This window comes from Arcticibacterium sp. SM2516, from assembly GCF_057914865.1.
The window spans coordinates 3073962-3094855 of record NZ_CP195290.1 but is presented as its reverse complement, the minus strand read 5'-3'; the positions used below and the strand labels follow the sequence as shown (position 1 = coordinate 3094855).

Here is a 20894-nt window from a genome sequence, read left to right as displayed (position 1 = left end):
TGAGCCTGAATTAAATTTTACGGTCAAAATATCCCTATTTACACGATGGTATAAGTGGACTGATTTAGTGAACTTTGATGGTAGCTTAGCCTGAATTGTAAGCTTATCAAAGAGTCATGAGGTGTTTATTCACTATGTAGTTTTTCAGAGCTTTAATACTTAATTTAGAACGGACTTCAAATCACCCTTAAGGGATAGATATGATACATACAAGAGTAAAACCCCTTTCTTACATCCTATCTTTATTCACTCTACTGTTTATTTCTGATCTGAATGCTCAATTACTACCTGAATGGGGTATTAGTCTAAAAGACAAAGCAGAAAATCTTATAATAAAAGACGTGGTAGACGACGGAGCCGGAAATTACTATGCAATAGGTTCATATAGTAATACAGAACTGGATGGCTTAACTTTTGAAAGTCAAGGCTCGAGTAACGATGCTGTTCTATTTAGATTGGATGCTAATGGAGATACGCTATGGAAAAAACGTATTGGCGGAGATAACGCCGACTTTGGACAGGCTATTAGTTTTTATGATGGTAAAGTATATATAACTGCCTTAGTTAGGAATGGTTTTAACTTCAATACGCCTTATAAAAGAGGCATTAGCGATCAGTTTTTACCTGAAGGTGTTTTTACTACGCTTTTAGCATCATATAATTCAGAAGGAGAACTATTGTGGTCAAAATTACTGGATGCTACAGCCGAAGTCTATCCTAAATCATTAAAGGCTAATGACAAGGGCTTGTTCCTTACTGGTTTTTTTATTGGGAGTACAGACTTTCAGCCTACAAGTGTGTCTGGTGGTACCACATTTAGTACAATTAGCTATTTTGACAAAGGTTTCATAGTTAGGTATGATCTTAATGGTAATCTGATTTGGGCTAATGTTTTAAACAGTGCTGATGAGGTATTTGTGCAGCAACTAGCCATTTATGAAGATGGACTTTATGTAACTGGTTTTTACACCGGACAGCTTAATACAGAAGGTGAAGCAGGCAGTATAGCCAACATATCAAACTCTGGAATTGCCGTAGATAATTTCCTAATTAAATATGATATCAACGGAACATTTAAATGGGTAAGGAGATTTGGAAATAAGGACTACTTTGATGGCATGAGTGTCTTGGCTTTAGAGAATCAAATTTTTGTTTCTGCTACGTACGATGGCCACATTAACTTTAATACCCCTTCTTTATTTAATGGAGCTAATGAGTTGATTAGTGATAATTTAGAAGCTTTTATTGTTAAATATGACAGTCTGGGTACCTTAGGTTGGATCAGACGCTTTGGCTCAATTGATATAGGTGAAAAGGTTCAATTGAAAAGTTATAATAGCCGTTTATTTATTCATGGTACCTCTAAAGACACACTTAACTTTTCTACGCCTTATGATCCTATAAAGTTTTCTTATCCTTTGAGTGCTGGAGCTAGAAATGGATTTATAGCGGAGTATATGTTGAATGGTACTTTCCTATCTTGCCGTACTTTTAATTCGTCAAAACGTAGTACTTCACATGCCTTTCATCCTACCTCACAAGGCCTTGTTTACTTTGGTACCATTGAAAATGATTTGGTAATCAAAGATATAAATAAAAAAAAGGATGATTCTCTTTACAGTAAATCTTCTCGCGTTTTGCAAACCCATTTTGTGCCTGACTTACTTCCTAATTGGCAAAAAAGCTATGGAGATCCTCAAACCACAGGCGGTTACGAATCCATTGCGGTGGCCACAGATGGTTTAGGTAATACCTATACCGCTGGGTACTTTCATGTCGGAGTCAAATTTGGAACACTTCCCATAATGTATTCCAATGGCGGTAAAGATATTTTTATTGTAAAAAAAGATGGAGAGGGCAAGCCAATTTGGTCAAAAAGAGCAGGTGGTTCAGGTGATGACGAACCCATGGATATTACTTTCAGTGATGGCTATGTTTATATGACAGGCTCTTTTATGGATACGGCTAATTTTAACAGTCCGTCTTCTGGTTCCAATGAGATTATCTCTGCAGGAGGCAAAGATATTTTTGTGTGGAAAGGTAGGCAACTAGATGGCGTGCAGTTCATACTAAAAAGAGCCGGTGGTGTATTAGACGACGAAGGCGAAGGAATATCGGTTCTCAATTCAGAAATCTATGTGGCTGGAAAATTTGGGTTAACGGCAAATTTTAATACCCCATCAGCCACAGGTTCTAATCAAATAAGCTCTGCAGGAGGAACCGATGCTTTTTTGGTAAAGTACACTGCCACTGGAAACATAGACTGGATAAAACGTGCAGGTGGAACTGGTGACGACGCAGGCAATAGTGTTGGCTTAAGCAATACCGTAGTTTATATGGGGGGCTATTATGAAGGCACTGCCAATTTTAATACCCCTTCAGCTCTTGGTACAAACGAGCTGGTTTCTGACGGTGAAAAAGATGTTTTTTTAGCCAAGTATAGTAGTTCAGGCTCCTTAAATTTTATTAGAACAGCGGGAGGTAGTTTTGATGACCAGCTATTCGATCTGGCTACTTATGGAACCGATGTTTATATCACTGGCTTTTTTACTGATCAGGCGTATTTTCCTGGCCCTGTCGTTCAGGGCTCACCTTTGGTAGGTCATGGTCAAAGAGAGGCATTTCTGGTGAAGTATTCCTCCACGGGTGTGCCGCAATGGCGGCGACGTATGGGTGGAACAATGAATGACGCCGGTACCACAATGGCTATTGAGAATGGAATAATAAATCTGGGAGGCTATTTTAGAAATACCGTAAATTTTGACAATAACAGTGTTGTGTGGTCTGAGAGCTATGTTTCGGATGGGCTAAGAGATGGTTTTTTAGCCAGATTTGAAACCAACGGTATATTACTTACGACCAAAAGAATAGGTGGAGTAGGAGATGATTTACTTAGAGGATTGGCTTTTGATGGGCACAATACTTTTATCTGCGGTTCTGCGGACGAGCAAATGAATTTTAACACACCTTCTAATAATTCGACAAATAGTTTATATCCACTGGGCGATCCGTTCGCTTTTATGGCCGCTTTTTTATGGACTGATAAATACGATTTCAGCAAAATTCAAGGGAGAGAAACAAATGCACCCATTTATACAGATGACATGGTGGTAGACGAACTAGGTAATCAGTATGTGGTAGGGCGTTATACAGATAATATCGACATAGGAGATATGGAATTGCAAAATTCTGAGGGAGATAAAGAATCTTTTTTTCTGTTAAAACTAGACGCTAGTGCTAAGCCTTTATGGATAAAAGAAGTAGCTAAAGCTATTTCCGCAGATGATGCGAAACTGGCATATTATGAAGGTCAACTTTTTATGCATGTCGATGTCGATCAAGACTCGCTTTTTATAAATTCTGGTGTCAGCAGCTTAAGTTTAGTAGGAAATCATTTGCTGTGGTTTGATACTACGGGTACCTATCAGTTTAGTAGGAGAGTTTATGCAGAGATAAATGATATGGCCGGAGCAGCTGGTAATATCTATTTATACGGCGACTTTTCGAAGAAATTGTATTTTGAAAATTCAGCAGTGAAAGACAGTATAGAGATTTCAGGTAATGCCACTGATGCTTTTCTTCTTAATTATAACCGGAATGGTTCGCTTAATTGGGCAAAGAGGTTTGGGGGAGAATTGTATGATTACTCCACTAAAGTAGAGGCATTTTCAAATAGGATTTATATCTCAGGTTTATTTAAGGATTCTATAAACTTTAAGACCCCTTCTTTATATGATGCGAATACGCTTTATGAACCGGCCTATGAAGGGTGTTTCTTAGCTGCATTAGATTTTTCAGGGAATGTAGTTTGGGCTAGAAGACAGGAAGAATCCTTTAACTCGAATTTATATAAAAGCAGTTTGGTTCCTCATGCCAACGGATTATATGCTATCAACCAAGCAGACAATGCTATCGTAAACCTAAGTAGCCCTTATCAGGCTGGTGTCAATGAGTATGACGCATTAGCCGAAGGTAGAATCATGGTGCAATCTTATGACCCAACAGGGCTGATTAACTGGGTTAAAATAATAGGTGATACCTCTGAGTATTCGAATTATGATGAGCTTTATGGAGCATTTCTTGGAGGTGCGTTGGTATTTGGCGGTAAGAATGAAAAAAAAATAAATTTCAGTGAGCCTTATGCTCATGGTACAATGGATCTTGTGGGCGGAAATTCCTATTTATGTTCCTTTAATACTTCTGGTGATTTGCTATGGTATCAAGCTCAAGGTGGAATAGGAACTGATAAAATAAACAAATTGGTTGCTCAAGGCTCTTCACTCTACGCAATAACAGACATCTCCGAATTTCTTGAATCTTCAAACAATACTTTTAAACCAGATAATAACGAAAACCTATCCGTCATTAAGTTTTCGCCATGCGGCACCATAAGCAATTTACAGAGTACGGCAGGAGATATTAATTTAGGCTATCATTTTGTTTTAGGAAACACCTTAACTGCCAGTAACGATATTACGGCAAAAGCGGAGGTTGAATACAAAGCGGACGCCATCATTTTGGAGCCAGGTTTTTCAGCCCTATCTGGAACAGTTTTTATGGCACATACCGGCGGTTGTAATTGATTGAGATGGACATTATAGTTTTTGAAAAGTATTTGTTCCATAGTCTAGAATTGGCCTGAATCCCATTTTAAGGTCTATAAATCCCTATTTACACGATACCATGAGCAAGTCATATTTGGTAACTTTAAATATGAGAAAGCCCATACTTTTTTGCCTAATTTGTTTCCCTTTTTTACTCCATGCCCAAACCTTTGAATGGAATGGAGGTGGAGATGGCACCTCTTGGGAAGATAGCCTTAACTGGGTGGGAGGAACGCCTCCAGGAGGTAATATTTTTCATGATGTTATTATTGAAGGGGCCTTTAATGTTCAAGTTTCTTCTACTTTCCCAATCGGAAGAATCAGAATTAAGAATAGCCGTTTGACTATCAGTAACGGATATAAAATGACCGTTAGCCAATCTAATACCGCTCCTGGAGATACCCTCAAAGCGGTTGAAATGATAGATTCAGAAGTTGATATTAAAGGGCAATTTTTTATTGGAAGTACCGATAGGGATTTTGCACTAAGTCTTAGAAATACCAAGTTTATAATTTATGATGGTGCAGAAACTAAAATCTTAAACAGCGTATATGGGCTTGAGGTTTTAAAGAATAGCACTTTAACCTTAAAGTTGGGTGGTCTTTTGGATATACAGGCGGATTCTTTGGGTGTTAAAAACAATCAAAAAATAATAGGTCAAGGCAGAATAGAACTTGATGTGGATATCAATGGTATTCTTAATAATGGGGTTTTCAGCACCAGTGATACCCTGATGATAGAGGGTTATGGAATCACTATTTTAACGGCTATTGAGAATAATGGCAGTTTTGTAAATGATGGCTATTTAGATATTAATCATGTTAACCTTTGTGGGCTAAGAAATACGGGCTCTTTCACTAATACCCTCGGAGCTTATATGAAGGTTTATGACATTACGCTTTCAGGTTTGGTTGGTAGTTCGGCAGTTTATTCTAGCGGGTCATTTGTAAATGATGGTGAAATATACGCTTTAGTTAGAGCTGAGTTTGGCTTTTATAATGAGCAAAATACGGCGGGTTTTGTGAACAATGGCATCGCTTTATTTACAGGGGCAGACTCACTCACTTTTGTCAACTTAGGTTCTGTTTCAGACAGCAGTTTGTTAGTTAATAATGGAACTTTGAATTTGAGTGTGGGGGCTGATGTGCTCTTAAATAACCCTTATGGAAAAGTGCTGTGGTCTGGTACAGGTATTTTAGAAGGAAAAGATGGGCTACTTAACTCCGGGAGGTTTGAACTTAATAGCGATTCACTAACTTTTGATGTGGCTGAAACCGCCATTATAAACGATGGATACATGCATAGCATGGGTCATATTCATGTGGAGGCTAGTAAAAATGGTATTGATAATTTAGGGGAATTTTATAACCAAAGCGAGGGAGAATTATTACTAACTTCTGCTTCAGGGAGTACCGCTAGTTTTGGGATTAGAAACAAACTTACACTTGAAAATCAGGGTATTATTAATCTGAACAATGCCATTTTTGGCGTAAAAAATGAGGCCTCGTTTGTAAACGATGGCGAAATAACAATTAATCAAAGTACAACAGCTTTCATAGAAAATTATAGTCTAGATGCCGATAGTAGCTATTTTCAGAATAACGGCAGCCTATTTTTGATGCAAAGCATTTCACCATCAGGATATAATAATGTGGGTATCTGGAATCATAGTAAAGGAAGCTTTAAGTCTGAAGGTCCTATTTCAATGAATACCATGTGGCAAAACACTGAAAATGTAAGAAATGAGAGTTATTTATACTTTAATGATTCCTTAAATATCAAAGAAACTAGAGAGGTAAATATTATTAATTCTGGGACTTTAGAAAGTGGCGTTGATGCATTATTAAACTTAGATTTTTCGGAGAACTTTGGTGATTATGTCATAGATAATGACGGAACTGTTATCCTGAATGGTCACACTTCATTGGTATACTATGATACCTACCAAAGGAATATTCCGCTTCTTAATAATGAATCTGTATTTATTAATAAAGGTCATTTATGGGTTGAAGGTTCTGACGAAGTAGAAGGGATTAAAAACACTGGAACCTTTACAAACGAAGACACATTAGTTTTAAAAAGAGTTAGAAATATAGCAGTAGATAATTCAGGTACTTTTGTTAATCAATTGGGGGCATTGTTTCAAATTGATAGTTTGGTTAATTCCATTAAAACGGGTCTATTGTTTCAGAATGATGGAAAAATGCCTTTAAACGCTGAGACTAATATTGAAGTTGCAGATAATAATGTATTCTCCAACAGTGGTTTAATTAGCATGAAGAATGGGATTTCGGAGGCCATAAGGCTTTTTGGAACCAATCCAACCTTTACGAATTTAGCCGGTGGAGAAATCGCAATAGACAGTACGGAAATAGCTTCTATTTTGGATGAAGATGGCATAAAAATAGAGGCGGGCCAATTGATAAATTTTGGTTTGATAAATTTGATTGGAACCTCTGATGCAGGAATTAGAATTTTGGGAGGCACCTTAACCAATCATGACTCCATTCTTGTGGAAAGCACCAAAGGCATGCATAATTTTTGGGTAGAAAATGGCAGTTTGATAAACAATGGTTTTTTGAGTTTAAACGGAGCTGGCGAAAGTAGCGTATCGCTAATGAATGTGCTTGGCAGCGGTAGTTTAGAAAACAATGGCGAAATTTTAGTTCAAGATGCCTATAATAGAGGCATTTATAACCTTGGGTTGTTTTCTTCTACCATGGGCTCTAATATTCACTTTGAAAACAATACAAGAAATACCTCTTCCTTATTATACCATTCCAATGCCAGTAACCCCACCACGTATAATGGGAATATGACAAGTGTCAATTCTAAATCATGCGTGTCTTTCAGTGGAGCAGCCATTAATAATGGTCTAATAGATTTGAGAGGCTGTGGCGACCATGCCTTATACATCATATCTGGAACCAATAGTACTACTGGTCAGATGCTATTTGACTACGGCTCCTATGTAGGAACCAATGAAGGTATTTTAGAATACTTTTCTGATTCCGTATCATCTATTTTAGGTGTAAATCTTATGACCAATTTAGGCGTAATAGTGGACCACGGGAATCATTTTAGAAACACTAAATTTAATGACGGAGATGCCCTTGGTTTTCCTATTTGGAACAAAGGGCTTTTTATAAGTCCGTTTTATGGGACGCTCTCTGATGGCATAAAAGAGACTGTAAACCTAAATTATACCGAAGCGGATACCTTACCTATTAACACAGACTGGTACACCGATAGAGCTAAAACCACTGTGGCAGGCACTTGGCATCAAACAGAGCATTATTTTACCCCAAATGCTCTTGCAAATACTGCTGATAGCCTCTTTTTGGAAGTAGACTTTACCGGAAGTAATCCTGTAGTTCTTAGTATTCCGCATTTGCAAATATCGGTTTGCCCGCAGCCTATAAATACTAAAATTCTCAGAACAAAACCTGACCATAACTGGAACGACCACACCAGTTGGAGAGGTAACCGTGCTCCAGATTACTGTGATAAAGTTAGTCTAACGGGGCATGAGTACATTTATGTTCCTGCCTCATTTAAGGCCAAAGTTAATACGCTTGAGTTTACTCCTCAGATAGGGCCAAGTCGCTATATAGATTTTGAGTACGGTTCCGTAATGGAGGTGAATGTGCTACCTTATGAATGAGTTTCTATTTTACGGTTCTTAAATCCCTATTTACACGATGTTTTTCTTAGAGGCTTTTTAGGAACTTTGGAGAATGAATATCAAGTGTTTAAAAATTCTAATTACCACGTTTATTATTTTCGTAAATTCTATCTCTTATCTAGCAGATGTAATTTAGACCAGAAGAAGAGATGGATATAGCGGGCATCATGCCGCCAACTGGGATTCGGAAGTATTTCATCAAGAAACCTCAACATGCAAACTTTTGCCTTTTTGAACATGACAACAAAGGTAAAACAAGAAGAAAAGGAGATATTGTTTTTCGTGACATTTAGTTGTTCTAAGTGGTGCATCTTTTTTAGATAAAAACGGCTTTGAAAATATCCTAACTATAATTTTAAATGCGTCTGCCGTGGTATTTTCATAGAGTTTAAGGTGTAAATGTTCCATCAACTAAAAATAGAGCTTTTAAAAATAGATGTGTTATCTTAATCATTATTTAAATAAATTATGTCAAAACTCCTGTTGTTGGTAAGTCTCTTTATTTCAATATCCTCAATGGGTCAAACTATCAGCTGGACGGGCAATGGCGATGGTCTTAATTGGGATGATCCTTTAAACTGGGACAGTGGGAATGTGCCTATAAGTACAGATGATGTTGAAATCAGTTCAAAAGACATTACAAAGGACAGTGTGATTTGTTCAACGCATATAGAAATAAAAAGTCTGGTTATTGGAGGTAATAATACTTTAAGGATATTAAACAATGTGACCTTTAAAATAGATTCTGCTTCAGGCTCAGGATGTGAAGTAAACGGAACAATAAGAAACCGGGGGATATTGACGATTGAAGACAACGCAGAAATAGCATTGCATATATCAAGTATTGGAAGGTATATGGGTTTTGGTAGTAGTCAATTGATAATTAATAGATCAGATACAACTGGAATACTAAATGAAGGTCAGATATTATTGGATTCAAATACTTTAGCGGACCTAAATACATGTAAGTCATTCTTTGTATATAATACTGGATATATAGAAAGTAGAGGGGAAATAGAGACTTCTTTTCAATTAGAATCCACCGCGTTTGTGAATTATGGAGACTGGGTAAACACAGGAAGCTTTAGTCATGTAGGTAGCATTCCGGCCATTATAGTAAAAGATACAGGTTTTGTACAAAATTTGGGTGAAATAACAATTAACTCCGGTATCGCAACTTCTATTGAGGTTAATGGCTCATCCGCTGAATTCCTGAACGATAGTACAGGTATTATAAATTCGGGTCAAATTAAAGTTAAAAGTCACAGCCAATTTGTGAATAAGAACTTTATGGATCTAACTTCCTTTAATAATTTGCTTATAAGTGGCCCATTTTCAAGTTTTATTAATGAAGACACACTACTGTGCACAAGCACTACGGCTAGTGCCGTGGTTTTAGAATTAGGAGCCACCTTGGAAAACAAGGGCTATACTTTTGTTGATAACCGAGACCTGGTTCAAAGCCACCTGGTAATCGTGGATAGTAGTTTATTTAGTAATACCGGGTATTTTGAGCTGGATGCAGATCACAAAAATAAGGCTGTTTCAATAGAGCGAAGCGGAAGTATCGTAAATTCAGATTCAATGTTCTACAAAAATGTTTCAACTGGTGATTTTGCTGGTATAATTTATAAATATAGTTTCCATATAGTATCTGGCAGTCTTATCAATGAACCCTCTGGAGTTTTTCAAATAGATAGCTCTTCAAGTGCAGATCAATATTATTTTGTAATCAGAAACGAAGACAGCCTTATCAATAGAGGAAATATGAGCTTAAAAAAATTGGGATACGTGATTTCGAATGAAGGTTATGTTGAGAATAGTGGTCTGTTAAAATTTAAAAGTTTGCATGAACGTGCTTATGTTGATCAAGCTGGAGGTGTATTCAAAAATTTGGCTGATGCTGAAGTACGCTATGAAGACAGTCATGTAGCTTTTTTGCATTTCAACGATATTAAAGCCAAGTATTCGAATTTCGGTACTATTTCTTTTGCAGATTGTTCATCAGACAGTCGGCTTTTTTGGGGACATGGAGATTTTACTAACGATGGACTTTTTATTGCAGATAGTACAAATTCTGGCTCTATATCTTTTACCGACGGTCAGTTTGTGAATGACTCATGCGGTGTTATGAGTGTCAGTGTACCATTATTTATTTCTGCCAGCACGGCTAAGAACTACGGTAAATTGGAATATTTATACTCTTCTATTGGCTATAATCATGAATATCCTGAAAACTTCGGTTTGATATTAAATGCAAAGGGTAAACAAATTTTTACTCTTACCAATCACGGGTATATTACCAGAGAACTAAGTGGTTACTTTTCTGATGGAATAGCAGAGAAGCCTATATTTTTTCAAGGCGACTCACCCTATCCTCTAGTTTCATTGGTATTCTTAGACGAGACCAGTACCAGCTCCATTGGTACATTTACAGATAATGCACTGCTAGCAGAAAAAGATACTTCTGGTAATTTTATCTTGTATTTTGAATTAGCTCATAAGCCATCATGTCCTTTAAATAAATTTCAGGTGGCTTTTGAAGAACCCGATTGCCAAACAACTGAAACCAATACTTTCATTGCTGGAAGCACTATGTCAGACTGGTTTGACGATGATAACTGGAGTTTGGGATATGTACCTGACCATTGCTCAAATACATTCATTCCTGCTGGGAAAAAAGTTTCAATTGATGCTCCTTACAGAGCAAAGTCCAACAAGTTGGAAATAGAAACATCCGCTGTTTTCGATTTAGAATCAGGTGCTGTCATAGATGTTTGGAACGGTTTCTAGAATTCCATTTTACGGTTTATTTACCCCTATTTACACGATGTTTTTGCATCGAATAATTCTTGATCTTTGGTTATCAAATGTTTAAGACTTGTGAAAACAATACCAAAAATCAGAATCGGCGGACACCTTTTTGCAGATCCGCAGGAGTTGTTAAAACTAGAAGCCAGAGAAAACTATACACAGATTTTCTTCAGAAGTGGTAAAGTAGTTTTAGTGGCCACCACCATTGGTTTGTTGGAAGAACGGCTTTCTTCTCATGGTTTTTATAGAACGGATAGAGGAGCGGTGGTAAACCTAGATTGTGTTAAATCGCTATATAGAAACGGGCGTAGAATGCGAGCAAAACTGAGCAATAACGAAGTCATGAAAGTCTCTAAAAGAAGAATTAACGACATGGTTAATCTGTCGCTTACACGAGACATAAAACTGATAGAGGTTTCTTTGAAATGAGGTCAAAGAGCTAATAACCCATTGTCATGAGCAACGTCTAGCTTGTTGACTCTGCATCATTCCATTCTCGAAATAATTATTTTTCTTAAATAGCCACGAATAAACCTCCAATGCTTATTTTATCCCGGATTATGCGTTGGAGAATCGTTATGAGTTTTAAAGTGCAATAAATCAGATAATTAAAGGAAATTAGCATAGCGTTTACCCTGAGCTAATAGCGAAGGGCTCTGGTGATTGAGTTTGAATGGGTGTAGCCTGTGCTGAGCTTGACGAAGTAAACTGATTAGAAGCAATTTAGATACGGTCCCGATAAAATCGGGAGATTGCCTAATGCATAAAGCGGGTTTATGAAGCTAAATCCACATTTTGAAAAAAGAACCAACCCTTAACTCTTTGGGAGAAAAAGTTCAACAAGATAATTGGCAAAACCAGATTCAACACTTTTGGTGAAGTTTACAGATGATTTTCTGGAGGAATAGCAAGATGTCGAGGCATTGAAAAAATGGATACCCAGAATTTTATGGAAGCTCTGTGTTATAATTTATATCGAAGTTCAAGGATAATTATGTCCAATTGTAACAATTAAGAGAAAATAAGCATCAAGAGGGTCTCATTTGGCTAAAGACAAAACTGAAAGCAAAATGTTTTCTACTGCTCTTATTACCATACACTAAAGCAAGAGCACCAGCACTGTTGAAACGTTCAGCCTGATTCTCCCATCAGCACTACTAAAACCCTATTCAAATATTGAATCCGAGACCTAATTATTAAGCAGAACATTTACAGTTATTCTCTTAGTGTTTAGATTAAAAAGAACTTTGTATAAGCCATTTTGCTGGCCTGATAAATCGATGCTTGACTGCTCATAGTTCATTGGGGCATAAACCCTTTCTCCTAGCGTATTATAAACTTCTATTGACAAGACTTGCTCCTTTTCTCGATTGAACATGAAGTGGAATATACCATTACTATTGGATGGGTTTGGGTAAACAACCAAGGCTGAATTTCCATTTTTAAAATCCGAAACGGCAACAATATTAGAGTATTCAAACTTTCCGTCAAGATCAATTTGTTTTAAGCGATAATAAGAAGCTCCATTAATTGGTTCTGTGTCCATAAAAACGTAGTTGAGTAGGATAGATGAATTCATTGCTCCATCAACCGTCCCTATATTTCTCCAGTTTAGGGCGTCATCGCTACGCTCAACGACAAAATAATCGTTATTTACTTCTGATGCAGTTTCCCAAAACAAACAAACGGAATTTTCACATATATTAGCTTTAAATGAGATCAACTTTATGGGCATGGGATTATTACTGGAAACTGAACCGAGTGTAAAGGGACTAAAGTTGGAGACAGGTGATGGAACCGTACATGCAGTTCCTGAGACCAAAGTTCCTGATGCTGAGGTACCACTGGCTCCTCCATTTCCTTCTGACGTCCATTGAACCCCATCCCACCGTGAAACCTGCAAGTCACACAGGTTATCAACACCACACGAATTTGAAGCCCATGATAAGGTAACCGCTACGTTTGAACTGCCACCGGTTCGGTTTAGTATCCAATATTCACAAGCACTAACATGATCTAAATTAGCATTGAGTGAAGTTCCACTATATAATGGGTCTGGGTCATTTTCAATGTAATTGGCCGTAAAGTGATCCGTAACAACACCTGGAGCAGATATAGCTATGGTTCTCAAAATAGAATTATCGCCAGTAGGGAAAACAAATGCCTGATTGCCCGTTTTTCGTACAGGACCCGAAACAAAACTATTGTTGCTTGCTCCAGTAGCAGTAGCAGCATTATTTATCAGCAAAAGATAAGAAGTGGAAGATAAAATATTTCCGGTAACAAAATTCAGATTTTTCGAAATGGATACTGGAGCATTCAATATCAAATCCCCTCCGGCCTTATTGACTTCTAAATTGTAGAAAGTTTCGATATCCGAAGATGGTACTGTGGTAATCGTTTGTGTGTTCCCACCATCATAAACAACTTTCCCACTTCGCTCATTGAAAGAGGTGGCCGTCGTAGAATTGTTATTGACCCAGTTTCCAGCTATATTAATTTGATAATTATTAGCGGCATTAACATCCAGCTGATTACCTGTTCCGCTTCTAATAGTAAAATCCCCATTAATATCCATCTTTCCACCCAGTGTGATAAGGCCTGAAATGAAAACATTATTAAAGGCCATCGTGCTCGATGTTCCTTGTCCATCTACCGTAGCGGATTTGTAAAAATCAATTGTTGAAGCTTTAGTGCTAGCATCTATGGTTCCTGCTAAATAAGTCCAATCATTATCCATAGAAATAATATTGTTTGAAAGCGTTAAGATGCCTCCCGTTTTATTGATTTTCACCTGCGGTAATCGTCCAGCATTAGCAATTCCTGAACCTGTAAGCAACTGATTAGAGGTGCCATCAAACAGTAAGATGGCATTGCCTCCACCGTTCAATGAGCTATTTGTATTGGTTACCAATACATCCCCTTTGGCATTTAGTGTACCTGTATTGAGCTTGAACCAACTTGCTCCACCGGCAATGGTTATCAAATGTGTAGAAGTCCAAGTAAGGCCAGAACTAATGGTTGTGGTGGAATTATTTCCAGAGACAACAATATCATAAAGACTTAAATTTTGACCAGAAAGTGTAGTGGTTTTTAAAAGATTAACTACGGAAGTCCCTGCGTTTACCAATAATGCACCAGCAATTGTATTCCATGAGCTTCCGCTAAAATTTATAATCCCAATGAGGTTCAAAGCCCCTGCAGATTTATTGATTTCTACACGTGGTAATGCACACACATTGCTTAGGCTTGAAACAGATGAATTAATATTTTGGATCCCGGTCCCACTGAACAGAAACGTTCCTGATCCTCCATTAACTGTTGTTGAACTAGTATTGACAAGTGTAAGATCACCCAAAATTTGCAAAATGCCTGTCTCCACCCGATAATGATTATTCCCATTAATGGTTACATTATGAGTAGAAGTCAGGATATAAGAGGCTGGACTTAAAGTGATTATTTGGGAATTTGCATTTATATGAATATTATATAATGATAAGTCTTGTCCTGAAAATGTAACCTCATTATTAATATTAACCGTTGAAGTACCTGCATTCACCAGAGAAGCCCCAGCAGTTGTTTTCCATGATGATCCGTCGAGATTGATTAGCCCGATTAAATTAAGACTTCCTGAAGTTTTATTAATTTCAACACTAGGCAACGCAGACGCTCTCTCGTTGACACCCACATTAATTGTAGAAATAGCTGCGGTAATATTTTGAACGCCGCTCCCATTAAATAAAAAGGTGGCCGTTCCTCCATTTGCTGAATTGTTTTGAGTGGCATCGAGCGTGAGATTTCCTTTTATTTCTACTATTCCAGTATTTATAGTATAAGCATGGCTACCACTAATAGTTACGTTGTTTGTTGAGCTTAAAGTGGTACCGCTTGCAATAGTATAAATGCCACCATTAGCAATAAATATAATGTTATACAGGGAAGTGTTTCCAGAAATTGTTTGAGTCAGTGAAAATGTAACTGTTCCATTGTTATGGTTAAATGTTCCTCCAGAATATGTATAACCGCCAGTAATTTGAAGAATTCCAGTTGTAGCGTTAAATACCCCGCCTGTCAAAAGGAAGGTGCCGTCAATAGAAATATTTGCATTGCTGCCCGTAAATGTACCTGCAGCTTGGGAAAAACCAGAAGCTCCTATAGTAGTAGTTATTCCAGGATTTACGTTTATTGTTCCATTATATGTTCCTGTCATTTTGAATCCGTTCACATTCAAATTGGCATTTATCACGCAATTGTTAGTACCACCACCATCAAAGATGGCCACATCACTTGACCCAGGAATTGAAAATCCAGATGTACCACCAGAAACATCTGACCAGTTTGCAGTATTATTCCATATTCCACTACCAGTACCTACCCAAAAACGATTTGCTGAGAAAGACTGGTTGTAGACGAAAATTAGAACAAATACAATTAGTGGACGAATGGAATAATTAGTGTTCATAATTATAAAATTACAAGCCCCCATCCATCCAATTATTACACAATAATTAAGATATGTTACACATTTCACACATCCCTTATTTCCTGCAATCCCAACCTTTCAAACTATTGGACTATAGAAAATTAGGAAAAATTTCAACACTTACCTCTCACTAAACTGTTCCACGACAGGTAGTCGGAGACTCGTAATTGTAAACCTTGAAATCCTTCTAAATTTCTCTTAGAAGAGTCTAGCTTGCTGACTCTGCTGCATTCTAAAATCTATAATTTATAAACTTTTCCACAGCATTAGCTCTCTTCGCTAAAAGCTCTTAATTTTAAAGTTAAAACCACACAATAGCTTCATTTTACTTTTATCCCTTTGTTTGGCTTGGTGTTGTTTAATGTGAAATCCTCAAAGAGGCAAACGAATTAGGAAACTCCGTTTCCAAAACGGGATTCACTTTTGATTGTTTAGTTTAGAAATAGTAACAGACGCCTAGAAGGGGAAATTGAATTAAAGCAAGCTTCTATATGAATTGGAAGATTTTTGATCTAAAATATGACAAACGAGAGACGTGGGCATTTGAACAAATATCTTATTTGCTTTTTTGTGCAGAGTTCAACAATCGCATTGGACTATTTCGCTACAAAAACCAAACAGGAATTGAGACAGAGCCAACTGAAAAAGACGGAAAATATTACGGTTTTCAATCCAAATACTACACGACTTCAATCGCAGACAACAAAAACGATATTATTGATTCAATCAATAAAGCTAAATCTAAAAACAAACAATTAGACGAATTATTTCTCTATATCAACCAAGAACTTTCAGAAAGCACAACTAAAAGTAAAAAGAAACCGCAATATCAGTTAGACATTGAGAAAGCCGCAAAGACAGCAGGAATAATTATTCAATGGCGAGTTCCAAGTAATTTTGAATTACAATTGTCTTTGCCTGACAACAAATACATCAATGACATTTTTTTTAGCCTTGACCCGAACGAAGGAGATTTACTTGATGAGATTTCTAAACACAACGAGAATATTTTACAAGCAATTCAGACAGAAATAACATTCGGAGACAAAGAAATTAAAATTGACCGAAGTTCTGTTGTTGAATCAATTGCTATTGCTTCTCAAAATAAAAACAACATAATCATTTCGGGCGAAGGTGGATGCGGTAAAACCGCGATTTTCAAAGAGTTTTATAACTCATACTTTATGAAAATACCCATTTGTGTTTTTAAAGCAAATGAACTTAATGTAAAGCACATTAACGACATATTCCACATAGACCATAAATTTACATTTGCACAGTTTCTCAATACCTATAAGGACGAACCACTTAAAATTTTTGTAATTGATTCCGCAGAAAAACTTGCAGAAATTTCTAACAACGATATTCTTACCACTTTAATACAAAAGCTGAAAGATAATGATTGGAATATCATTTTTACAACACGCTACGCTTATCTTAACGATTTAACTTTTCACATTAAGGAGAATTATCAGTTGCCTTTTGAGGTGAATGACGTTTCTTTGATTGGTGCTGATGAATTAAAGTCACTAGCAGATGAATTCAAATTCTCACTTCCAGACAATCAAAAATTCTTAGAACGACTTAGAAACTTGTTTTATCTAAGAGAGTATGTTCAACAATATTCAAACATTGACAAACAAGGAAATTACAAGGGATTTATTGACTTGCTTTGGAAAAAGCGAATACAAAATAATGCTGTTCAAAAGGACAACCTGCATCTTGAACGAGAAAAATGTATCATCAGTATTTCTAAAAAAAGATGTGAAACAGGACGATTTTATATTAGTTCAGACGATTTGCCACAATCAGCACTGTTTCAATTAAAGCATGACGAAATACTTGGCTATAATGATACTCATAGCGGATATTTTATTACTCATGACATCTATGAAGAATGGGCCTTGGATAAAATTGTTTCCAGAAGTTTTTCAAATACTTCAACTCTAAAAGAGTTTTTGGATGATTTAGGGAATTCATTACCCATACGCAGAGCATTTAGGCTTTGGTTATCTGACCATTTATCTGAAAATAGTAAAGAAATAGAAACATTTATTCAAAGTGCTTTTACAAGCACTGATGTTAATCAATTTTGGAAAGACGAAATTTTAATTTCCGTTTTGCTTTCAGATTATTCAGAAATATTCTTTCAGTTTTTTGAGCAAGAAATCATTGCAGATGATTTTGAAATATTAAAGCGAATTTTGTTCCTATTAAGAATAGCTTGTACAGACGTTTCATCAGTTCAAAGTATAGAAATTATAAAGCCAAAAGGGAGAGGTTGGGAAGAAGTTATTACTCTTATTTACAAACACAAATCTGACTTTTTCGACAATAACCTAAAACCTGTTTTACCTGTTTTAACTGATTGGTGCGAATTCAACAAAGAAGGTAATACTACACGGTATTCAGGTTTGTTGGCTTTAAGTATAATCCAAAAGACTGAAACTGTAGAAAACTTCTTTATTCAAGATGGAGCTGAAGAAAACATTTTAAAAGTAATTTTTAATGCAGCCAACGAACTAAGAGAAGAACTAAAAGAAATTTTTGAAAAAGTCATTGCTAATAAATGGGCTGGTCACAGAGACCCGTACGAAGGACTTTGCTCAAAAATTCTAGAGAAGCCATATATAGCAATTGAATTAATAAAAACGCTTCCATCAAACGTAATTCAATTGTGTGATTTGTTTTGGCAAAAGCAACCGGAAAAAGATGACCTATTTGGATATGATAGGGATTCAATGGAAAGCCGATATGGTTTGACAGACAAACACAAACTCAATTATTTCCCTGCCAGTGCCAATCAGACACCAATAAAATGGCTACTACAAATAGCTTTCCATGAAACACTTGATTTTATCATTGATTTCACAAATAGGGCTGTTGAAACTTATAGCCATTCTGATTATGGAAAGGAAGATATTGTAAAAATTAAATTACACATAAATAACAAGGAAGTAACTCAGTATTTGAGTGGTGCAATTTGGTGTATATATCGAGGTTCTGGAAGCCCTGTGGTTCCAGGACTATTACAATCAATACATATGGCATTTGAGAAAATTCTTTTGAAATTTTCTCAAATGCTAAAGGCTGATATACTTCAGAGTATACTTCTAAGAATTCTTACTCAATCAAAATCTGCTTCTCTTACTTCTGTTGTTTGTAGCGTTGTGCTTTCAAATCCTGATAAGTTCAATGGTGTTGCAATTATTTTATTCGAAACAATAGAATTTTTTCATCTGGATACTTTCAGATGTACAAATGAATTCCAAGCAAAATCCCTGTATTCAATAGGATATGGCACGGATAAATTTAAGGACATTTTATACACAGATGAAAGACTAAAGTCATGTGAAGACAAACATAGAAGTTCAAATTTAGAATCATTGTTTTTGAATTATCAGTTTCGCGGTGTAAAAGGATTTACAGAAGAACAAAATTCTGAATTCATCGAGAAATTGTATAAAATAATTGACCAACACAAATCTAATGCTTCAATAAGTAAATCTTACGGAATTTTGTTGGCAAGAATGGACAGTCGAAATCTGATACCAAAAGTATCACAGCATGACGATAATAATTTACTGATAGAATTTAGTCCCAAAGAACTTTCTGATGAGCTAAGAATGGAAAGTGAACAAGTACATCGCGAATACCTAGATATTTATAAATATACTTCTTTAGGATTATGGGCAAATTTTCTTCGGGTTGAAAGTGGTCAAAGCAAATCTGCAAAACATGAAGAATATGATAAGAATCCCCTTTTAGCCTTATTAGAAACGAAAGAACTTGTTGAAGAATTACAATCTGGACGAAATGCAATGATCACTATGGATTATCGGATACCAGGTTTTTCTTGTTCGAAATTACTGATTGAATGCAAAGGTAAACTATCAAAAGAAGATAAAGAGTATTGTAAGCAAATGGTTCTTTCTTATTTATCAAACCTTCTTTCCGATGATTATAACTATGAAATAAGTGATGGAGTTGAAGCCTCCGTTCATGCGATTCCAGCATTAATAAATGAATATCCTGAAGAAGCTGAAGAATATGCTTCAAAATTGGTTTTGGTTCTCTTGGATAAAACACCCCTTGGTGCGTATAAAAGGATTTGTGATTATGCTATTGAATCAATCCACAAATCAAAATTGTGGGGACAAAATCCAAAAATTGTTCAATCAATTTTATTTGGCTACATAAAAATAAAGCCTATCTATAAAAGTATTATTGCCAAAAAAAGGAAAGAAATAGGTTGGGGTCGAATTTCTAAAAGTTGGATTTTGGAAGAATTGGAGAGGCAAAATCCAGATTTCACTTTTAAAAATATATCATTTGATATAAGTGATATTACTTCGCTGGACATACATGATTTAGAAATTGTTCTTCAAATAATACCGTCTGACACAAAAAATGAAATTCACTTAGATATTTACAGAAAATATTTACCACCATTAGCTTCGCAATTATTTGAGTATGGGAGAAGTTACAACGAAACATCAGGAAACGGTTCTGATATTAATCTGTTACGCCGACAAATTTTCAAAAGAATTGCTTATTTTATTCTACAAAGAGAAGAAAGGGAAATTGGTGTGTTCCTGAAGCCACTTATTGATTCGTTTTCTTTATCAAAAGAAACTGCTTCATTTATTGAAGAATTAATAAGTGCGGAAGATTATTTAAACGAACATGCAAAGTTTTGGCATGTTTGGGACATCTTATATCCGAAAATAAAAGAACTATGTGCGTACCCTGGTGACTTTCATTTAAAAGAAATTATAACAAATTATTTATTAGCCTGGCGTTGGTGGCGTGAAGATATAGAGGCTTGGCGTAGCTTAAAAAGTAAAAATCTGTCTCTTTATACTAGAGCCTCTAAGGAATTAGGAAGTATTCCTGCTGTACTGTACTCTATAGTCAAAGTTTTAAATTCTATTGGAAGTAACTTTAATGATGAAGGCATTGACTGGATTCATGCAATTGTATCAAACAACACCTCTTTAAATGTTAAAGGTCTAGAGTTAAATACCTTATATTACTTAGAAAAGTTTTTAAGGAAATTTACTTTTATTAATAGACAAAAAATCAAGGAAGAAATAAAGTTAAAAAACAAAATTATTCCAATTCTTGATTTTATGATTGAACGAGGTTCAATACACGGATATTTATTAAGAGAAAGTATTTTATAAAAGAATAATGAACAACTGCTGTCATGAATTATTAAATCTGTAGTGTAATTATGTATTCAAAATGAATGAACTGTTAGAATCCTCTCTAACACACACACACCTTGCAAAGATTATTTTACGAA

6 protein-coding genes are annotated in these 20894 nt (G+C 36.0%); 5 read left to right on the top strand and 1 reads right to left on the bottom strand.

Annotated features, from left to right (window positions below):
* Positions 1–200 precede the first annotated feature (200 nt).
* From ACSBFT_RS12805 to ACSBFT_RS12790, 4 genes are all read left to right on the top strand, one after another.
* A complete protein-coding gene (locus ACSBFT_RS12805; protein WP_489600928.1) occupies positions 201–4583 on the top strand; it encodes a 3-coathanger stack domain-containing protein in 4383 nt (1460 codons plus the stop codon).
* Between the two features lie 130 nt (positions 4584–4713).
* On the top strand, positions 4714–8268 hold the full coding sequence (locus ACSBFT_RS12800; RefSeq protein ID WP_489600927.1) for a hypothetical protein: 3555 nt from the start codon (positions 4714–4716) through the stop codon (positions 8266–8268).
* Positions 8269–8757: 489 nt separating this feature from the next.
* The gene (locus tag ACSBFT_RS12795; RefSeq protein ID WP_489600926.1) at positions 8758–11082 is read left to right on the top strand and encodes a hypothetical protein; all 2325 of its coding nucleotides are present in this window, start codon (positions 8758–8760) and stop codon (positions 11080–11082) included.
* Positions 11083–11172: 90 nt separating this feature from the next.
* The gene (locus tag ACSBFT_RS12790) at positions 11173–11532 is read left to right on the top strand and encodes a LytTR family transcriptional regulator DNA-binding domain-containing protein (protein ID WP_463047269.1); all 360 of its coding nucleotides are present in this window, start codon (positions 11173–11175) and stop codon (positions 11530–11532) included.
* Positions 11533–12292: 760 nt separating this feature from the next.
* Here ACSBFT_RS12790 and ACSBFT_RS12785 read toward each other — a convergent pair.
* Complete coding sequence (locus ACSBFT_RS12785; protein WP_489600925.1) at positions 12293–15565, bottom strand: T9SS type A sorting domain-containing protein; 3273 nt, start codon at positions 15563–15565, stop codon at positions 12293–12295.
* Between the two features lie 512 nt (positions 15566–16077).
* Between ACSBFT_RS12785 and avs4 the strand changes: the two genes are divergently transcribed.
* Entirely contained in the window at positions 16078–20772 is a 4695-nt protein-coding gene (avs4, locus tag ACSBFT_RS12780) for an AVAST type 4 anti-phage nuclease Avs4 (RefSeq protein ID WP_489600924.1), read from the top strand.
* Positions 20773–20894 lie beyond the last annotated feature (122 nt).

Excerpts from the sequence above, each read along its gene's own strand:
- ACSBFT_RS12805 (WP_489600928.1), top strand. The coding sequence starts at position 201 with ATGATACATACAAGAGTAAAACCCCTTTCTTACATCCTATCTTTATTC.
- ACSBFT_RS12800 (WP_489600927.1), top strand. The coding sequence starts at position 4,714 with ATGAGAAAGCCCATACTTTTTTGCCTAATTTGTTTCCCTTTTTTACTC.
- ACSBFT_RS12795 (WP_489600926.1), top strand. The coding sequence starts at position 8,758 with ATGTCAAAACTCCTGTTGTTGGTAAGTCTCTTTATTTCAATATCCTCA.
- ACSBFT_RS12785 (WP_489600925.1), bottom strand. The coding sequence starts at position 15,565 with ATGAACACTAATTATTCCATTCGTCCACTAATTGTATTTGTTCTAATT.
- avs4 (WP_489600924.1), top strand. The coding sequence starts at position 16,078 with ATGAATTGGAAGATTTTTGATCTAAAATATGACAAACGAGAGACGTGG.